This is a genomic window from Fibrobacter sp. (genome assembly GCA_012523595.1).
Classification (GTDB): Bacteria; Fibrobacterota; Chitinivibrionia; order Chitinivibrionales; family Chitinispirillaceae; genus JAAYIG01.
Window position 1 is genome coordinate 33,306 of record JAAYIG010000058.1, and the last position, 15,280, is coordinate 48,585.

Here is a 15,280-nt window from a genome sequence, read left to right on the forward strand (position 1 = left end):
CATCCGAACTGATCAGGAATACGGTTTCAGACCGAAGATGGAATGAACAGGCGAGGGGATAAGACCTTTTTCTCTGATTGTCAGAAACAGTTTTTCCAGTTGAACCAGGAACTCATCTCTGATTTCCGGATCAGGAATTGTATCGTGGAGTAATACTACTGATCCTGGTCTGGCAAGCTCAGGAATGAGTCGGAAGGTTTTCCTGAACCGGTTGCCGCCATCCCTTACACTTCCACTCCATCCTATGCATTCCATGTCAAGTTTTTCAAGCGCTGCTTTCAGGTGCGGATTTGTAAGACCTACAGGCGGGCGGTAAAGACGCACTGTTTTTCCGGTGATGCGGCGAAGAATTTCCCGTGCCTCTCCGATCTCTCTGACCATCGCTGCGGTAAGGCGAAAATTGGATGTGTAGCGGTGGTCAAGATCATGACAGGCTATGGTGTGCCCTTCATCGATTATTCTGTGAATAATTTCAGGGTGCTTCTCTGCTTTTCTGGCAATGACAAAGAAAGTGGCCGTATATCCAAATCTGCCCAGCAGTTCCAGAATCTGTGGAGTGATCTGAGGGGCAGGCCCGTCATCAAATGTAAGCGCAATTGCAGTTTTTTCACCCTTTTTATGGCAGAATGTGGGACAGAAAAAAGAGTTCCTGATATCGATAATGCCCCATACCAGAACGGGTATGTGCAGAAGTAAAAAGGTAAGAAAAAGATATCTGTATTGCGGAATAACAATGGTAAGAAAAAGAAAAACAAGAAAAGAAACTAACCAGCGGAATGCTTTATTTTTTAATAAGTTCGACAAAAGCGGCTCCATCGGAAACCGGAGAGTATGAGCACACAGCAACATGTTTCTGATCAGAAGAATTCAGCCATTCGAAAACAGAAATAGCCGGCTTGACGTAAGAAGAATCGCTTTCACTCATCAGTTCACAACTGTCTCCGGCATTGTCTTTAACCAGTTTTCTGCAGGCTTCTTCGGGATCTTTTCCTGCGGCAGGGACCGGGCCAAAGGCACGGATCAGGTTTCCCTCCTGATGAAGAGATTTCCCAAGAAGAAATCCGACAGAAGCTTCCTCCCAGTCTGCGCTTAGATATCGTCTGCATTTTTCAGACATGAAAGGATGAATTCTGTCAAGGAGTTCGATTCTTTCATCGATTGCCAGCACCAGAGCCGGGAAATATTTGTCACTCAACAGTCCCGCAGCAATGATTGCAGAGGCCAGAGAATTCTGCCCTTCACACATTGTAAGGTTGGGACCTGTGATCCTGAATTCCAAGGCCAGCTTCCCGGCTATGCTGTTATGTACTGAGGCGATGAAATTACGGGGTGAACTGAAACCCTCTCCATATACTCCATCCAGCACGTTTTTTGTCTCATCAAGGGCACCAAGACCGGTTCCGATTACAATGGAATTCGGCTTCAAATCTGTTTTGCCAAGGGTGCGTGAGGCGGCAAGATAGGCCATCTGCCAGATTCTTGGATCACGGCGTTTCAGCGATGCCGGTACTTCTTTCTCCCATTCCGGTTCTCTGCGGGGAATTATGGCTGATGATGATAATACAGATAAGAATTGCTGCATTATTCTGCCTTTGTAAATACAGCGGCTGCATTGTTGCCGCCAAAGCCGAAGGAGTTTTTCAAAACATGCTTCAGGGGACGGTTCATCACCTGTGAAGGAGATACTCCTATCTCCTCGTCCTCTATTTCGAATCCGGCTGTAGGGGGTATTATTCCCTCTTGAAGTGCCTTTACAGCTAATACTGACTCCAGAATTCCTGATGCGGCAAGTGTGTGCCCCAGAGTTCTTTTCATCGAACAGAAAGGGGGCAGGGTATTGAAGATGGATTTCATCGCTTTGATTTCTGCCTTGTCATTGTCAGGGGTTCCGGTTCCGTGTGCCGCTATCAGATCGATCTGCTCTGGTGCAATACCCGCTTCGTCAATAGCATCTTTGACAGCCAATTGTGCCCCGAGACCTTCGGGGTGGGGGGCGGTCATGTGAAAACAATCCGCTGATGCACCCCATCCGCTGACCATAGCCAATGGTTTGCTGACGCATCTGGAGATAAACTTTTCTGTAGTCAGAAGCATCGCACCTGCACCTTCTCCAAGACTGATTCCTGCTCTTCGTTTATCAAAGGGACGGCATCCATTGGGGTCAAGAAGCATAAGGCTCGCAAAACCCCGGACAGTAAGTATCGAAAGAGCATCGGTTCCTACTGCCAGACAGGCATCGTATGTCCCCTGTTCCAGAAATCTTTTAGCCATTCCTATTATGTGAAGTCCGGTGGAGCAGGCGGTCGATACTGTGTGAAAGCCGCTTCCACCTGTGCGGCGGCAGATCTCTCCTGCCAGTACTGTGGGCTCATGCACAGCGAATTCTGTCGCTGAACGGTCGATAATGGATGGATCTTTTCTCAGTGCCTCATAAAATCTTTCTGTCTGAGATATTCCGGCAACAGTTGTTGCAACCAATATTCCGATCCGGAGGTTTTCTCTGTCAGGCATAGAATGCATGGCTTCATCGACAGCAGCCATCGCCAGAGCCAGAGATCTGTAAAGGTCTGAATATTTCTCCGGAATCTCTGCTATCTCTGCACAGAATGGAGGAACCTTGAGACGGGAATCGAAGATGGAAAGCGGTCTTATGCCATCACGACCCTGAACAATAGCGGAAAAACTATCCTGGACACTGTTTCCCGGAGAACTGACAGCACCCATCCCGGCTACAAATACCGACATACTCTAACTTATTCTTTCTGGCGGTTTTCCTGAACGTACTCTGCCAAAGCCCTCAGAGATGAGAATACTTTCCTGCCTGCATTTACATCCGGTACTGTTACACCGTAATCTTTCTCCAGCATAACAAGCAGCTCGAGTGTATCGATAGAATCGAGGCCAAGACCCGCTCCAATAAGGGGTGCATCTACATCGATATCTTCAGGTTTGACATCACTCAATTTTAAGGCGCTGATTATCTTGCCGCCCAGTTCATTCATCAGCTTTTCCATGAAAGCTCCACCTTGATTAATTGATTAAATGATTACCTTGTTTTAAAGTATGCCTTGATTTAAATATGGAAGATTTATTTCCATATTAATAACCATCGTATCGTAAAGAAATATAACCTCTGAAACCACTTCCCGGAACAGAAATAATCTCCTCCCTCTTTTTCATCAGTGAATTTATTACACTCATGAAAAACTCCTGTTCATTGCACTCCTGATCCTTAGATGTCAATAGCAGGTCAGGCCGGAATTCCATTTCAGCCAGATAACCGCTCTCCGGGGTGTTGGAAAGAAGAATGGCGATGGCACAATCGGTTTTCTTTTCTGGTGTTTTCGTAAAATCACCCGAAGATTCCCAGACTGCAACCCAGAGCACTCTTTCAGCTTTCCCCGACTTCAGCCAGTATGCAGCAGTGTCAATAGCGGAAAATCCTGGCAGATCTCCTCCGCAGAAAATCCTGTCAGGCCCCTTCAGTTTAAAGAATATGGCAATATCTGCAATAGTTGAGGAGGGGAGAGTAGCTGAGAAAAAAGCCGGACTGGGAAATCCGTTTAAAACTGAATCCATGTAAAGAAGGTCAGTCGAAAGCGATCCTTGTGGTATGCACATGCAAATCCCGGTTTTTTCTCCGACGGTCTGGTTTGTCCGGGATAGTGCCGAAGCGGCTGCGCTGAATGCAAGCCTGTCCGGGATGTTGAGCTTACCAAATGATGGATAGGGTGAGGGGAGAACCTGATTCCGTCTTACATCAAGAGGACCCTTCTGATCACTTTCCCATGGTGTTATCCCATCTGGTGTGTAAATCCCATCCGTATGGAGCGCTGAAAACCCGCTGATATATACCTTTACGGAGCTCATAATCCGTGCTCCTTCAATACGACAGCAGCATTTAGTCCTCCAAAACCTGCTGAAAGGCAGAGAACAGAATTACCGCAAAACTCCTGAATCTCTGAGCTCACAGGGATCTTCTCTTCAACCCCAGGCTCCTCAAACCCTGTTGTTGGAGGGACTTTTCTCTTCTTCAGAAACTCAGCGGCAAGCATTATCTCCAGAAGTGAACCAGCGCCGCTTGTGTGTCCGATTGCTCCCTTGATTGAATAAATGGGCGGGATTCTGTCAAACAGGGCTGTAATTGCTTTTGCCTCCATTGCGTCATTGTAAACAGTAGCTGTTCCATGACATTTTACCGCGCCTGTAATCGGTTTAAATGCGGAAGCATCCTCCAGGGCTGCCTGAGCAGCTCTCAGAAGGCCATCACCGGTCCTGGAGGGACCTGTTCGATGATTCGCATCATTGGAACAGCCTGCCCCGGCTACAATGATATCTCCCTGTGACGGAGTCTTATATGTCAAAACGGAAAGAGCGGCACCATCTCCAAGATTCAACCCATCGCGGGATTTGTCGAAGGGTTTTGCTCCTTTACTGCTAAGAGCATTTAAGGAATGAAATCCGCTTACCACAAACCTGGAGATCACATCGTACCCGAAAATCACCACATTTTCAAACATCTCTCTTTCGAGCACCTCTTTGGCCGTTTGTACCGCGATTGCCCCGGATGCGCATGCACTGGATACCACCATTATTCTTGAAGGTCTTATACCCAGAAGTTTGGCAACTTTTCTGGCCTGATGATCTAAAAGTGCCTGGGGAATATCTGTGCCTTTTTCAATCGGACCTATATCTCCTTTTGCAGCAGCATAAATAAAGAGAACACCGGGGCCCTCCGGAAGTTTTCCGCAAAGTGATTTGAGCGCATGCACAGATCCGCTCAGTGTTGCCCAGGAGCGGTCTGGAAAAGGTGCGCATACAGTATCGATATCAAAAAAAGGTCCCTTACAGATTGCAGATTTCCCGCTGAGGATCGATTCGCTGGCGGGTTTGAGAGTCCCTGAAGCACACAGAATCTCATTCTTCTGTAAAACTACTGCTTTGTCCAATTCTTCAATACCACCTTATCCAGAGAAGAAACATTTTGACCGGCTCCGGAATTTGTGTTGTGAAATCTGTTCTCATGATGTTTAGCCACTCAAAGAGAAATGGTTAATCCATGGAGAGTTGAAAAATACAATATGACCACGTTTATAGTAATTCTGCAGGCTTATGGCGCATCTTGATTAATCCCTTAAATCCCCAAACTAACTCTGAAATGGATGCCTGCATATTTATTGTTATAGATCGTATTATTGTTTTTCCTTCACCAGGGCTGTGAGAACAGGTATTTTTCAATATCAGGCTCCGGTTTTGTCTTTCGGCTTTTGTAATTCAGGCCTGCATTTGCCCCGGAGAGATCTCCTGATATAGATTTCCAAGCCATCTGCGCTGCTGGTGGTAGCGTTTTAAAGGAAGGGCCACGATGAGTATCCGCAATGAAGTAACTCAGAGAATAGAACCGGTCATTGTCCGGAAAACAGGTATTCCAGTACAGGTTTCAACCTACTATGGTGAGAATACTTTCAGTGAAATGACTATGAAGAGAATGATTTCTGAGGAGACTTTCGAATCTTTTAAGCGCTGGCAGGAGGAAGGCACCGTAATCACCATGGCTCAGGCCGATGAGATTGCGCATGCAATGAAAGAGTGGTCTATCTCAAAAGGCGCAACATCTTACACCCACTGGTTTCAGCCTATGACAGGCCTGACTGCAGAAAAACACGATTCCTTTATCAGTCTTAGCAATGACGGAAATGTAATCGAGAAATTTACTGGCAGTAAACTAATTCAGGGAGAACCCGATGCATCATCTTTCCCATCGGGAGGAATTCGGGCGACTTTCGAAGCCAGAGGCTATACTGCCTGGGATCCATCTTCTCCGGCTTTCATCACCTCGGTTGACAGCGGTAAAATCCTCTGTATACCATCTATATTCATATCCTACACAGGTGATGCGCTCGATAAGAAACTGCCGCTGCTTCGCAGTGATGCCGCATTGAATAAAGCCTGTCTGAATCTTCTTCGCCTTTTCGGCCGCACAGATGTAACAAGTGTGGTCCCCACATGCGGAGCTGAGCAGGAATACTTTCTTATCGATGAGGCTTATTACCGCATGAGGCCCGATCTTATGCTCACTGGGCGCACTCTTATAGGAGCAGCTTCTCCGAAAGGTCAGCAGCTTGAAGATCAGTATTTCGGTTCCATAAAAGAACGTGTGCTCAACTACATGCATGAGGTCGCGGAGGAAGCCTACAGGCTCGGTATCCCGGTAACAACCAGACACAATGAAGTAGCACCTCATCAGTTCGAGTTTGCTCCTGTCTTTGAGCGCTCCAACCTCGCTGCAGATCATAACCAGCTACTGATGGATATCATGAAGAAGATTGCGCGCAGGCATGGTCTGGTTTGTCTGCTGCATGAGAAACCTTTTGCAGGTGTAAATGGCAGCGGAAAACACCTGAACTGGTCTGTTGCGGATGACAAAGGAAACAATCTGCTTAATCCCGGAGACACACCTGAGGGGAATCTCCTCTTTTTAACAATGCTCAGCGCTGTGATTCATGCTGCTTTCAAACACTCCGGCCTGCTGCGCGCAGCCGTGGCCAGTGCCGGCAATGAACACAGACTTGGCGCCAATGAAGCGCCGCCGGCAATTGTAAGTATCTATCTCGGCGAACAACTGACAAAAATTGTCAATATGCTTGAGAGCGGTAAGATGGAAAAGGCTTCCAGGCAGGATCTTATCGATCTTGGTGTCAAACTTTTACCCAAATTTATCCGTGATACAACAGACCGTAACCGGACATCACCCTTTGCCTTTACAGGTGCAAAGTTCGAGTTCAGGGCTCTTGGAAGTTCCATGAATATCTCCACCTCCATAGCCATCATAAACACCATCGTAGCGGACTCGGTAAGTATTATTACAGAACAGATTAAAGCCGAACTCTCTTCCGGTAAAGATTTCAATAAAACCGTTCTGAAAGTACTCTCCGGGATTATTAAAGAATCAAAGCCGATACTTTTTGAAGGTAATAACTACTCAGATGAATGGGTAAAAGAGGCGGAAAAACGCGGGCTGCCAAATATCGCATCCTCAGCTGAGGCATTGAAGGCTTTTATCAGTCCCGATACTGTGGAGCTTTTTAAGAAGCATAATGTTTTCTCCAGCGTTGAACTGCAGTCAAGATATACGATCTGGCTGGAAATGTATGAGAAGGTAGTGGAAATTGAGGCTCGTACTCTTCTGGAGATGGTAAACACTCTTGTACTTCCTACGGCCTATCAATATCAAGCCGATATGGCAGACGGCCTGAATCTTCTCAAGGATCTCTCCGATTCAGGTTCGGTTAAATTTGTGGACGGGGCACTTGATGACAGAAAAGAAGCACTCGCCAAGTTGACTGCCGATATTTATTACATCCGTAAAAATATCAGGGAATTGGAAAGAATTCTGGAAAAGACCAGTTCCATGGATCTGGAATCCAGAGCAGCCTGTTACTTCTCTGAACTCAAACCTCACATGGAACATATCCGGCGCCATGTTGATGCACTGGAGAATGCGATGCCCGACTCATCCTGGCTGCTTCCAAAATACAGGGAAATGCTTTTTATCAGTTGAATGTATTAACCAGAATTCTCCGGGTCTATTAAAAAATGAATGTTGAAAACGAACATCCGGTAAAATGCAGGCATTTTGCCGAATGCGGCGGATGTTCCCTTCTGAATCTCTCCTGCAAAGAGCAGCTTGCGCGAAAAGCGAAGATGCTCAATAAGATATTTCCTGAATTCACAAATAATATAATCCCCAGTCCTGAGTCCTTTTACTACAGGCACAAAGTTCAGCTTCCCTTCGGAACTGCTGCAGGAAAAACTGTGTTAGGCTGTTTCACGCGTGATTCGCACAGGGTAATAGATCAGAAGGAATGTTATATTCAGGACAGGGATCTTACAGCAGTTGCCTTTGCGATCAGGGAATGGGCATGGAAATACAATCTTACCCCCTATAATGAGAAAAACAATACAGGGTTTCTGCGTCACATTCTTCTCAGAAAAGGCAAAGATACAGGAGAAATCTTAATCGGACTGGTTACCAATGGCAAAAGACCGGCAGGATCACGTTTCCTTTCAAGAAAACTTCTTGAACTTATCAGCGGTCGCCTGAGCCCGTCAGCAGAGATCGTCGGAATTGTTCAAAATGTAAACATGCGCAGAACTAACGTTGTGCTGGGTGAAGAGGAACACACATGGTGGGGGAGACCTTTTCTGAAGGAGAAACTGGGACAGTTAAAATTCAAACTTGGAATCTCCACATTCTTTCAGGTAAACCCGTTTCAGACCCCGAATCTTTATAACGAGGTACTGAAATGGATTCCGGAGAAATCAGACGTACTTGACATTTACAGTGGAACGGGTAGTATCTCTCTCTGGGTGTCATCCCGGGCATCGACTGTACTTGGAATAGAGGAAAACAGGGCCTCCGTTAATGCAGCCAAAGCAGCAGCCTCTCTGAACGGGATAAGAAATGTCAAATTCCTGGCAGGTGATGCCTCTGTGCTTTTCTCTGATATATCCGGAGCGGATTACACAGTTGCGATTGTGGATCCGCCCAGAAAAGGCCTTGAACAGCAAATGCTTGAGGAAATTAAAAAATCAGGACTTAAACGTCTGATATATGTTTCCTGTAACCCGGAATCGCTCGCCTCTGATATTGAGCACATTAAGCCGCAATTCCGGCTCATATCTATCCAGGGATTTGATATGTTCCCCAACACATCCCATATTGAATGTGTTGTAGTTCTGGATAGAGACCAGATGTAATCACCGACTTTATACGCTTTTTTCGATCTTTGATGTTATCTCTGAAAGAGTCTCCGGGGCCGGAATGTATTTGCAGCGTATCTTTTCAAGCATTTCAAATCCGCACATCTTCAGACCCTCATCCACCTGATCGATACTCTGTCCTCCCCAGCCATAAGAGCCGAATGCAAGCCCGGTTCTTTCTTTGGGAGAAAGTGCCCGAAGGTATGTCAGAAAAGCGGAAACTGACGGCAGCATGTTCGAGTTCAGAGTGGATGAACCGACACATATATATTTGGCCTCAACAACATCGGTCATAATATCGGAAATGTGGCTCTCCTTAAGGTTGAACATCTTGACTTTAATGTCGCGGTTTTCGAAACCATCACTTATTGCTTCCGCTATCATGGCAGTTGACTTCCACATCGTATCATAAATGATAAGAGCCCGTTTCTCTGTCTGGTTGTAGGCCCATTTGCTGTACTTGCTGACGATCTTCCCGATGTATGAACGCCAGATAAGTCCGTGGCTGGGAGCGATTGTATTAATTTCCAGGTGTGATGCTGCCTCAAGTTCCTTCTGTACCTGGGAATTATAGGAGAGCACTATATTCCCGTAATACTTCTGTGCCTCCTCGATCACAATCGCTTCACCAACTTCATCATCAAACCGCTCCGTTGTAGCAATATGCTGTCCGAAAGAATCGTTCGAGAAGAGAATTTTTTCCTCGGGACAGTAGCAGACCATATTGTCAGGCCAGTGGATCATGGGGGTAAGGATAAACTGGAGCGTATGCTTGCCAAGTTTTACGGAATCACCAGTTTTCACAACTGAGAAATTCCAGTCCTTGCGGTAGTGATCCCTGAGACCTTTCTCACCGTTAGGTGATGTGATCAGTCTGGCTTCAGGAATCAAATCCATGAGACGTGGTAGTCCGCCGGAATGATCCATTTCGACATGATTGGATATAATGGTGTTAATTTTTGCCGGGTCGATTACAGACGAGATCCTCGAGATCATCTCATCATAGAGATAATGCTTTACAGTGTCAATAAGCGTAATGTTATCATCAATTATCAAATAAGCGTTGTAGGTGGAACCCCTGGGGGTGAGATAGCCATGGAAGTTTCTTAAATCCCAGTCGATTCCTCCGACCCAGTAGATATTTTCCGTCAATCTCACTGCTTTCATGTTTCTCTCCTCACTCTAACCCTGATTATCCTTTATCTATTTGAATATTACCTGTTTTCGTTTATGACCGATAATCTGTTCTGCGCCCTTCAGGATCAGTAAAACAAGGAAAACCCACAGTAGAACCGTACTCACTCTGTGAAACCGGCTTGTTTTCTTCCGGGGAATATCTTCACGGGTAAAATCCTTTTCACTTGAGTCGATATTCTGCTTTGTCCGCCTGATCACCTTTTCAGAAAGGATACTGTCAACGTCCTGGAAAGCAGGTTCACCTTTTTCCGATTTCATGCCATGCTCCCCTGCTGTCTGTAATTTGAAAACCTTTCCCTTGCTTCGTCACTTAACCTCTTCTTACGCTTCTCCATGACCTTTTCCCAGATCTCTTCCTCATTCAAATCGAATAGCTCGTGTACAAGTTTAAGATAATAGGCGGCTCCCTTTGAGTAAAGCCTGTGCAGGAATAAGATCTTGCCCTCAGTCACCACTTCATCAAAGACCTGATCCAGAGGTATTGGTGTACTGGTGACCCTCCCGGGAAAAAGTCTCTTTAGTGCTTCTATAAAAGAGTTTTGTCTTATTGTGTTTTTGTAGAAATTGGGAATTATCCGTGTAATCTTTCCACCCTCAGGATATCTCGACTTAATTGTCTGCTCCATCTCAAGTAGCCCATCGACAGCAAACTGTTTCAATTCTGTCGGGACAAATATTTCGTGAGAAGCTATAATGGCTGATTCCTGCAGTTTCCCGATTCCTGGAGCGTTGTCGATAATAAGATAATCATAAAATCTCTCGAGCCTGCAGGCATCGAGGCATTGTTTCAATCTTCCTGTATCATTGACATCTGCATCACAGAGATCTCTGCATGATGTGATAAGATGAAGGCTTTCAAGCTCGGTTTTGACTATGGAACGGAGGAACTGTGCAGGAGCTCCTTCTTTATCAGATAAGTAAACATCACGGATACACGGTGACTTGACTCCTACACAAAAGAGCGAGGAGAGATTGTGCTGACTGTCATTATCAGCTGCAAGCACCCTGAATCCAAGAAGTGAAAGTGCCTGTGCGACTGATCCGGTGAAAGTGGTTTTGCCTACACCGCCTTTGTGGTTAAGAACCGAGATGATTTTCATAAATTTACCTCACTGTAATTTCTAACCCTGATTATCCGGAACCTTACTCCATAGTTTGTCAAGACCAAATTCTCTGCCTGCTTTAGATAAAAGGCTAAGATCCTCCACTGTTTTCAGCACCCTGTACATGTTCGGCTCCACAGTGAGTATCACCGGATTTCCGGCAAGAGGGAAAATGTCTGTTGCCGCGTAGCCGATTTTCGGGGAGCGGGGGAGTTCAGGCAGTATTTCCTTGGGCGGTGTAGCATAATCAGGAAGATCGCTTTTTTTCAAAAGCTCAGAATCGAAAGCGTAAAATCCTGTATTAAAAGGCAGATAATATTCCCCTGAATTGTCTTTTATTTGCCGTGTCTCCTCATTTCTGACTTCCTGTTCAAGAATTATCGTTGAGTCATGATCATTTCTTGTAAGTGTCACAAAAGTTCCAAACGGATCTTTTTCCGGAAATTCCTTTCTCAGAATGCCGACACCAAGACAATCATGTCCCTCAAGGGCACTGGCCATCGCAGGAAGGAGGCTCTGGTGATAGAGCGCGGTAGCCTGAACAACAATAATTTTCCTGCAGCCCAGTTTCTCAAGCCATTCCAGGGGGGATACACCTGAAGATTCTGAGGTTTGCTTAAGTTTCATCAGTGGCCCCCCGGTCTCATCAGGCTGGGTTACAGGCTGGGGTGAACCATCATCAGTGATAATGAACGCGGCTTTCTCATCATTTGTAAAATGGATCCGTTCATCCTGCTGAACAGTGATAATATTGCGTAATCCAAAATTATTATTTGCTTTCAGGATCTCTGGAATTACTCTGGCTGTTACCGAGTTCTCAGGTCCGGTAGTGACTATTACAGGGATGTCAATTCCGGATTCTGAGCAGAGGTGTGATATCATGGTAAGATTTATCTGAAGCGTACCCGAATTGTCTGGAAAGCCGGGAACAGGGTAGGTGGCTTTAGTAAAATCCTTTAATATAGAAGGGGAGATACCCTGTTTGAGAAGGCTTAACCTCAGACGCTCTCCCTCTCCGCCGGCTGTAAAGACAACCGCAAATCCCCTGAGTGCATCGATTGTGCGTTTTATTTTATTGATCTTGATAAAATGCGGGAAACACTGTGATGCATCTCTGAGCATTTCACGCGATTTGGCCATGTTTAGCAATGCATTACGCCTTTTTTCGATCTGGCTCTTAAAAATTGCGCATGGAAAACTCAGGTTCATTTTTTCCAGGAGAGTTTTTTGCTGCTGAGAGGATAATGAATCAAATCCGTGGATATGTTTGTGTAAACTTTCAAGATCCCAGTTTCTCATAATATTCTCCTGATTACCCTTTTTTCCTAAAAATACTAGCGGGAATGACTTTACGTGAAAGTAGATGAAATCCTCAGATGTTATTAAAAAACTACTACTTGCAACTGTTATCACTTAAATTAATCTTTTGTGAGCAGCAAGGAGCAGATATGGGTGAAAAACCGAAATTGGATTCCTCCCTGAAAACCTTGGTACCCTCTCTCAGTATTATTCTTCCCGTTCATCAACCCGATAACTCTATGATGCCTTTTGTGCATGCATTGAAATTAGCCTATGCATCAAAAGGTGAACTGGAAATAGTCGATGTAAGAAGGGAAGAGGAAGCAATTGAGCATATTGGGGTCAGAGATCTGCTGGAAAAGTGGGGAATTCTCCCGGGCAGTTCCAGTCGAAGCGATGTCGGGGAGATAGGACTCCGAATTAAAAAAATCGTTAAAACAGGAAATAAGAAAGCTGAAATTATAAAAAGACTGAAACGGCATTCCCATGATATACTGGTTATAGGAACCCAGTCCTCCTCGCGCATAGGTACACTATTGGGAAGAAACCTGGCTGAATATCTGGCTGTTTATTTCAGACGTATCACTCTTTTCATTCCCTCCGGAGCTAGGCCTTTCGTTGATATGGGGACCGGAAATGTAAATCTGCGGAACATTGTCATTCCAGTTGAAAGTCCCTCGTTTTTTTCCCTGATGACAGCACAGTTAAAGAAAATTCTATCACTCTTTCCTGAATCGAACCCCAGAATCATCGGATTGAAATGTGGAAACTGTTTCCCTGAACCGGATCCTTCTCTTCTTGAAAACATTCACTGGGAAACTGAACTGCATCGTGAATCCATGGCTCATTCTATACTGAGCAGTGCCAGAAAACACAGTGCCGATCTGATAGTTATGGCAGATAATGGAAGACACACTCTTCTTCAGAAATTGATTGGAAATAATACTGAGCAGGTACTCAGGTATTCGGAATGTCCAGTGTTATCTGTGTCTGTGCAGGAAAATTAAATCTGAGAAGCTGAATGCTTTGTAAATAGGAAACCTGTGGACTGCCTGAAATTATAAAGGCAGCAGCATCTTTACATGCTGCTGCCTCAGTCTCAGTAAGTGATATAATCAGCCAAGCAGTGACAGGACACTTTGTGGAACCATGTTTGATTGTGCAAGCATGGCTGTGCCTGACTGTAACAGTATCTGATTCCTTGTAAACCTTGTAGTCTCGTTTGCAAAGTTTACATCTCTGATCATTGATTCTGCAGACTGCTGGTTTGTTTCACTTACCATCAGGTTGTTTATAGCATGTTCGAGCCTGTTGATATATGCACCGATTTTGGCTCTGGAACTGTTCACGCTGTCCATAGCTGTATCGATATAGGATATGGCACTTGCAGCGTTACTTTGAGTTGTAAGGCTCGCAGTGTTAAGATTGGAGTTCAGACTGCTTACAGTCATTGTTTCCAGTGTGACTGTAATACTGTCAACTCCGGCTGTAGAGTCGGAATCGATCCAGAATGAAGTGTTTGTTGATGCTCCGGACAAACCAAACCGGCTGGCACTGCTGGATATCAGTTCCATACCGTTATAGTTTGTAACTGCAGAGATCCTGTCAATCTCTTTCCGAAGAGCATCAAACTCCTGGTTGGCGTAATTCCGTTCTGTGGATGTCAGTGTGTCGTTGGCTGCCTGGATTGCCAGTTCACGCATCCTCTGAAGAATCTCAGAAATCTCGTTTGTCGCCCCTTCAGCGATCTGCAGAAGTGCTGTTCCATCCAACGCATTACGCTGAGCCTGTGCTGCACCACGGACCTGTGCCCGTAAATTCTCGGAAATCGCCAGACCTGCTGCATCATCACTTGCTCTGTTGATCCGTAAACCTGTGGAGAGTTTTTCCAGAGACTTGCTCAGATCCCTGTTTGTTTTTACAAGGGCACCCTGGGTGTACATTGAATTGATGTTATGATTGATACGCATTTAGAACCTCCCTGTATTTTGATGATTAGACCCGATCAACAATCCTTGTTGACCTTATTACCTTGAACTTCCGGTTTTCAGCTCTGTTTTGCCTCCTTTCTCAGAGCAGGGAGATTCAGGATTTGCCGTTTCCCCTCCCTGCAGATTCATTTTCTCCTAAAATATTTATCGGTTGGTTTCAAAGAGCACTTTAGCTTTTTTTTTAAAGTTTTTTTTGAGGGCAGGAACAGGGGGTACTTTTTGGGCCGGAATAGGTTTTGGTTTCGATTACATTACAGGCCTGCATTTAAGTTCCAATATCCGATGCCGGACACGATAAGAAGGCTTGAGATGTGACCCGGGCTTTAATTTTTGCGGGAACTGTTGTTCTTGTCAGCTCTTACTTGTTTGAAAAAAGAGGACATCATTTGTGCGCACTCATATTCCATGATTCCGCTGATTACCTCAGGGAAGTAGCCAAATGAGCGTTCTATTTGCTGACGGTAGTAATGTGATTGGATGGCTCCGGTGCGTGGTTCTCCGGTCCCGTATACAATGGTTTTTATCCTGGAAAGTACCAGTGCCCCAAGGCACATCAGGCAGGGTTCGGCAGTGACATATATTGTGCAATCAGAGAGTCTCCAGGTTGAGAGTTTTGAAGAGGCGGCGCTGATGGCGATGATTTCGGCATGAGCGGTTGCATCAGAAAGGCTCTCAACCCTGTTGTAGCCTCTACCTATTATGTTGCCGTCTTTCTCGATGACTGCTCCGACAGGTACTTCCCCTTCATCAAAGGCTCTCATGGCTTCCTGGTAAGCACGGTTCATAAAAATATTGTGGTTCATTAATAATCTGCTCCTGTCTCCGTAAAATTATATCGCCCCGTAATAAACAGGCTAAAACAGTATATTCTTGTGCAATTATCAGTCCGAAACGTATCTTTAATAGATTTTCGGGCATTTTTTTCTC

15 protein-coding genes are annotated in these 15,280 nt (G+C 45.3%); 3 read left to right on the forward strand and 12 right to left on the reverse strand.

The window, feature by feature from the left end; all coding sequences use genetic code 11:
• Positions 1-12: 12 nt before the first annotated feature.
• The 6 genes from GX089_03430 to GX089_03455 all read right to left on the reverse strand — a co-directional run bounded on the left by GX089_03430 (position 13) and on the right by GX089_03455 (position 4,949).
• The gene (locus tag GX089_03430; GenBank protein NLP01521.1) at positions 13-804 is read right to left on the reverse strand and encodes a polysaccharide deacetylase family protein; all 792 of its coding nucleotides are present in this window, start codon (positions 802-804) and stop codon (positions 13-15) included.
• Entirely contained in the window at positions 782-1,582 is an 801-nt protein-coding gene (locus GX089_03435; protein NLP01522.1) for a hypothetical protein, read from the reverse strand. Before GX089_03435 ends, GX089_03430 begins: the two co-directional genes overlap by 23 nt.
• Complete coding sequence (locus GX089_03440) at positions 1,582-2,745, reverse strand: beta-ketoacyl-[acyl-carrier-protein] synthase family protein (GenBank protein ID NLP01523.1); 1,164 nt, start codon at positions 2,743-2,745, stop codon at positions 1,582-1,584. Before GX089_03440 ends, GX089_03435 begins: the two co-directional genes overlap by 1 nt.
• Positions 2,746-2,753: 8 nt before the next feature.
• Positions 2,754-3,014 carry an acyl carrier protein gene (locus GX089_03445; GenBank protein ID NLP01524.1) on the reverse strand — a complete coding sequence of 87 codons (261 nt, stop codon included), beginning with the start codon at positions 3,012-3,014 and terminating at the stop codon, positions 2,754-2,756.
• Positions 3,015-3,099: 85 nt separating this feature from the next.
• A complete protein-coding gene (locus GX089_03450; GenBank protein ID NLP01525.1) occupies positions 3,100-3,870 on the reverse strand; it encodes a hypothetical protein in 771 nt (256 codons plus the stop codon).
• Positions 3,867-4,949 (reverse strand): hypothetical protein, encoded by a 1,083-nt coding sequence (locus GX089_03455; GenBank protein NLP01526.1) that lies wholly within the window; start codon positions 4,947-4,949, stop codon positions 3,867-3,869. The genes GX089_03450 and GX089_03455 overlap by 4 nt, the downstream gene beginning before the upstream one ends.
• A 416-nt stretch (positions 4,950-5,365) precedes the next feature.
• On the opposite strand from GX089_03455, the gene GX089_03460 reads away from it, so the two are divergent.
• Positions 5,366-7,561 (forward strand): glutamine synthetase type III, encoded by a 2,196-nt coding sequence (locus GX089_03460; GenBank protein ID NLP01527.1) that lies wholly within the window; start codon positions 5,366-5,368, stop codon positions 7,559-7,561.
• 35 nt (positions 7,562-7,596) lie between these two features.
• A complete protein-coding gene (rlmD, locus tag GX089_03465; protein NLP01528.1) occupies positions 7,597-8,760 on the forward strand; it encodes a 23S rRNA (uracil(1939)-C(5))-methyltransferase RlmD in 1,164 nt (387 codons plus the stop codon).
• 9 nt (positions 8,761-8,769) lie between these two features.
• On the opposite strand, the gene GX089_03470 is transcribed toward rlmD, so the two are convergent.
• The 4 genes from GX089_03470 to GX089_03485 are packed head-to-tail and all read right to left on the reverse strand — an operon-like array spanning position 8,770 to position 12,362.
• The gene (locus tag GX089_03470; protein NLP01529.1) at positions 8,770-9,930 is read right to left on the reverse strand and encodes an FprA family A-type flavoprotein; all 1,161 of its coding nucleotides are present in this window, start codon (positions 9,928-9,930) and stop codon (positions 8,770-8,772) included.
• A 36-nt stretch (positions 9,931-9,966) separates the two neighbouring features.
• Positions 9,967-10,218: a hypothetical protein gene (locus GX089_03475; protein ID NLP01530.1), complete on the reverse strand. Its 252-nt coding sequence runs from the start codon at positions 10,216-10,218 to the stop codon at positions 9,967-9,969.
• The gene (locus tag GX089_03480) at positions 10,215-11,060 is read right to left on the reverse strand and encodes a ParA family protein (GenBank protein ID NLP01531.1); all 846 of its coding nucleotides are present in this window, start codon (positions 11,058-11,060) and stop codon (positions 10,215-10,217) included. The genes GX089_03475 and GX089_03480 overlap by 4 nt, the downstream gene beginning before the upstream one ends.
• A gap of 21 nt (positions 11,061-11,081) precedes the next feature.
• Positions 11,082-12,362, reverse strand: coding sequence for a hypothetical protein (locus tag GX089_03485; GenBank protein ID NLP01532.1), 1,281 nt, complete (start codon positions 12,360-12,362; stop codon positions 11,082-11,084).
• A gap of 149 nt (positions 12,363-12,511) precedes the next feature.
• Here GX089_03485 and GX089_03490 point away from each other — a divergent pair, with 149 nt between their 5' ends.
• Entirely contained in the window at positions 12,512-13,369 is an 858-nt protein-coding gene (locus tag GX089_03490) for a universal stress protein (GenBank protein ID NLP01533.1), read from the forward strand.
• A 108-nt stretch (positions 13,370-13,477) separates the two neighbouring features.
• Here the strand turns inward: GX089_03490 and GX089_03495 are convergent, their stop codons facing one another.
• Together GX089_03495 and GX089_03500 are read right to left on the reverse strand one after the other, a co-directional pair.
• Positions 13,478-14,332: a flagellin gene (locus GX089_03495; protein ID NLP01534.1), complete on the reverse strand. Its 855-nt coding sequence runs from the start codon at positions 14,330-14,332 to the stop codon at positions 13,478-13,480.
• 344 nt (positions 14,333-14,676) lie between these two features.
• Positions 14,677-15,156: a nucleoside deaminase gene (locus GX089_03500; GenBank protein NLP01535.1), complete on the reverse strand. Its 480-nt coding sequence runs from the start codon at positions 15,154-15,156 to the stop codon at positions 14,677-14,679.
• Positions 15,157-15,280 lie beyond the last annotated feature (124 nt).

What these genes read in the sequence shown, in the direction of transcription:
- GX089_03435 (NLP01522.1), bottom strand. Translation starts at nt 1,582, where the DNA reads ATGCAGCAATTCTTATCTGTATTATCATCATCAGCCATAATTCCCCGC.
- GX089_03440 (NLP01523.1), bottom strand. Translation starts at nt 2,745, where the DNA reads ATGTCGGTATTTGTAGCCGGGATGGGTGCTGTCAGTTCTCCGGGAAAC.
- GX089_03445 (NLP01524.1), bottom strand. Translation starts at nt 3,014, where the DNA reads ATGGAAAAGCTGATGAATGAACTGGGCGGCAAGATAATCAGCGCCTTA.
- GX089_03450 (NLP01525.1), bottom strand. Translation starts at nt 3,870, where the DNA reads ATGAGCTCCGTAAAGGTATATATCAGCGGGTTTTCAGCGCTCCATACG.
- GX089_03460 (NLP01527.1), top strand. Translation starts at nt 5,366, where the DNA reads ATGAGTATCCGCAATGAAGTAACTCAGAGAATAGAACCGGTCATTGTC.
- rlmD (NLP01528.1), top strand. Translation starts at nt 7,597, where the DNA reads ATGAATGTTGAAAACGAACATCCGGTAAAATGCAGGCATTTTGCCGAA.
- GX089_03470 (NLP01529.1), bottom strand. Translation starts at nt 9,930, where the DNA reads ATGAAAGCAGTGAGATTGACGGAAAATATCTACTGGGTCGGAGGAATC.
- GX089_03475 (NLP01530.1), bottom strand. Translation starts at nt 10,218, where the DNA reads ATGAAATCGGAAAAAGGTGAACCTGCTTTCCAGGACGTTGACAGTATC.
- GX089_03480 (NLP01531.1), bottom strand. Translation starts at nt 11,060, where the DNA reads ATGAAAATCATCTCGGTTCTTAACCACAAAGGCGGTGTAGGCAAAACC.
- GX089_03485 (NLP01532.1), bottom strand. Translation starts at nt 12,362, where the DNA reads ATGAGAAACTGGGATCTTGAAAGTTTACACAAACATATCCACGGATTT.
- GX089_03490 (NLP01533.1), top strand. Translation starts at nt 12,512, where the DNA reads ATGGGTGAAAAACCGAAATTGGATTCCTCCCTGAAAACCTTGGTACCC.
- GX089_03495 (NLP01534.1), bottom strand. Translation starts at nt 14,332, where the DNA reads ATGCGTATCAATCATAACATCAATTCAATGTACACCCAGGGTGCCCTT.
- GX089_03500 (NLP01535.1), bottom strand. Translation starts at nt 15,156, where the DNA reads ATGAACCACAATATTTTTATGAACCGTGCTTACCAGGAAGCCATGAGA.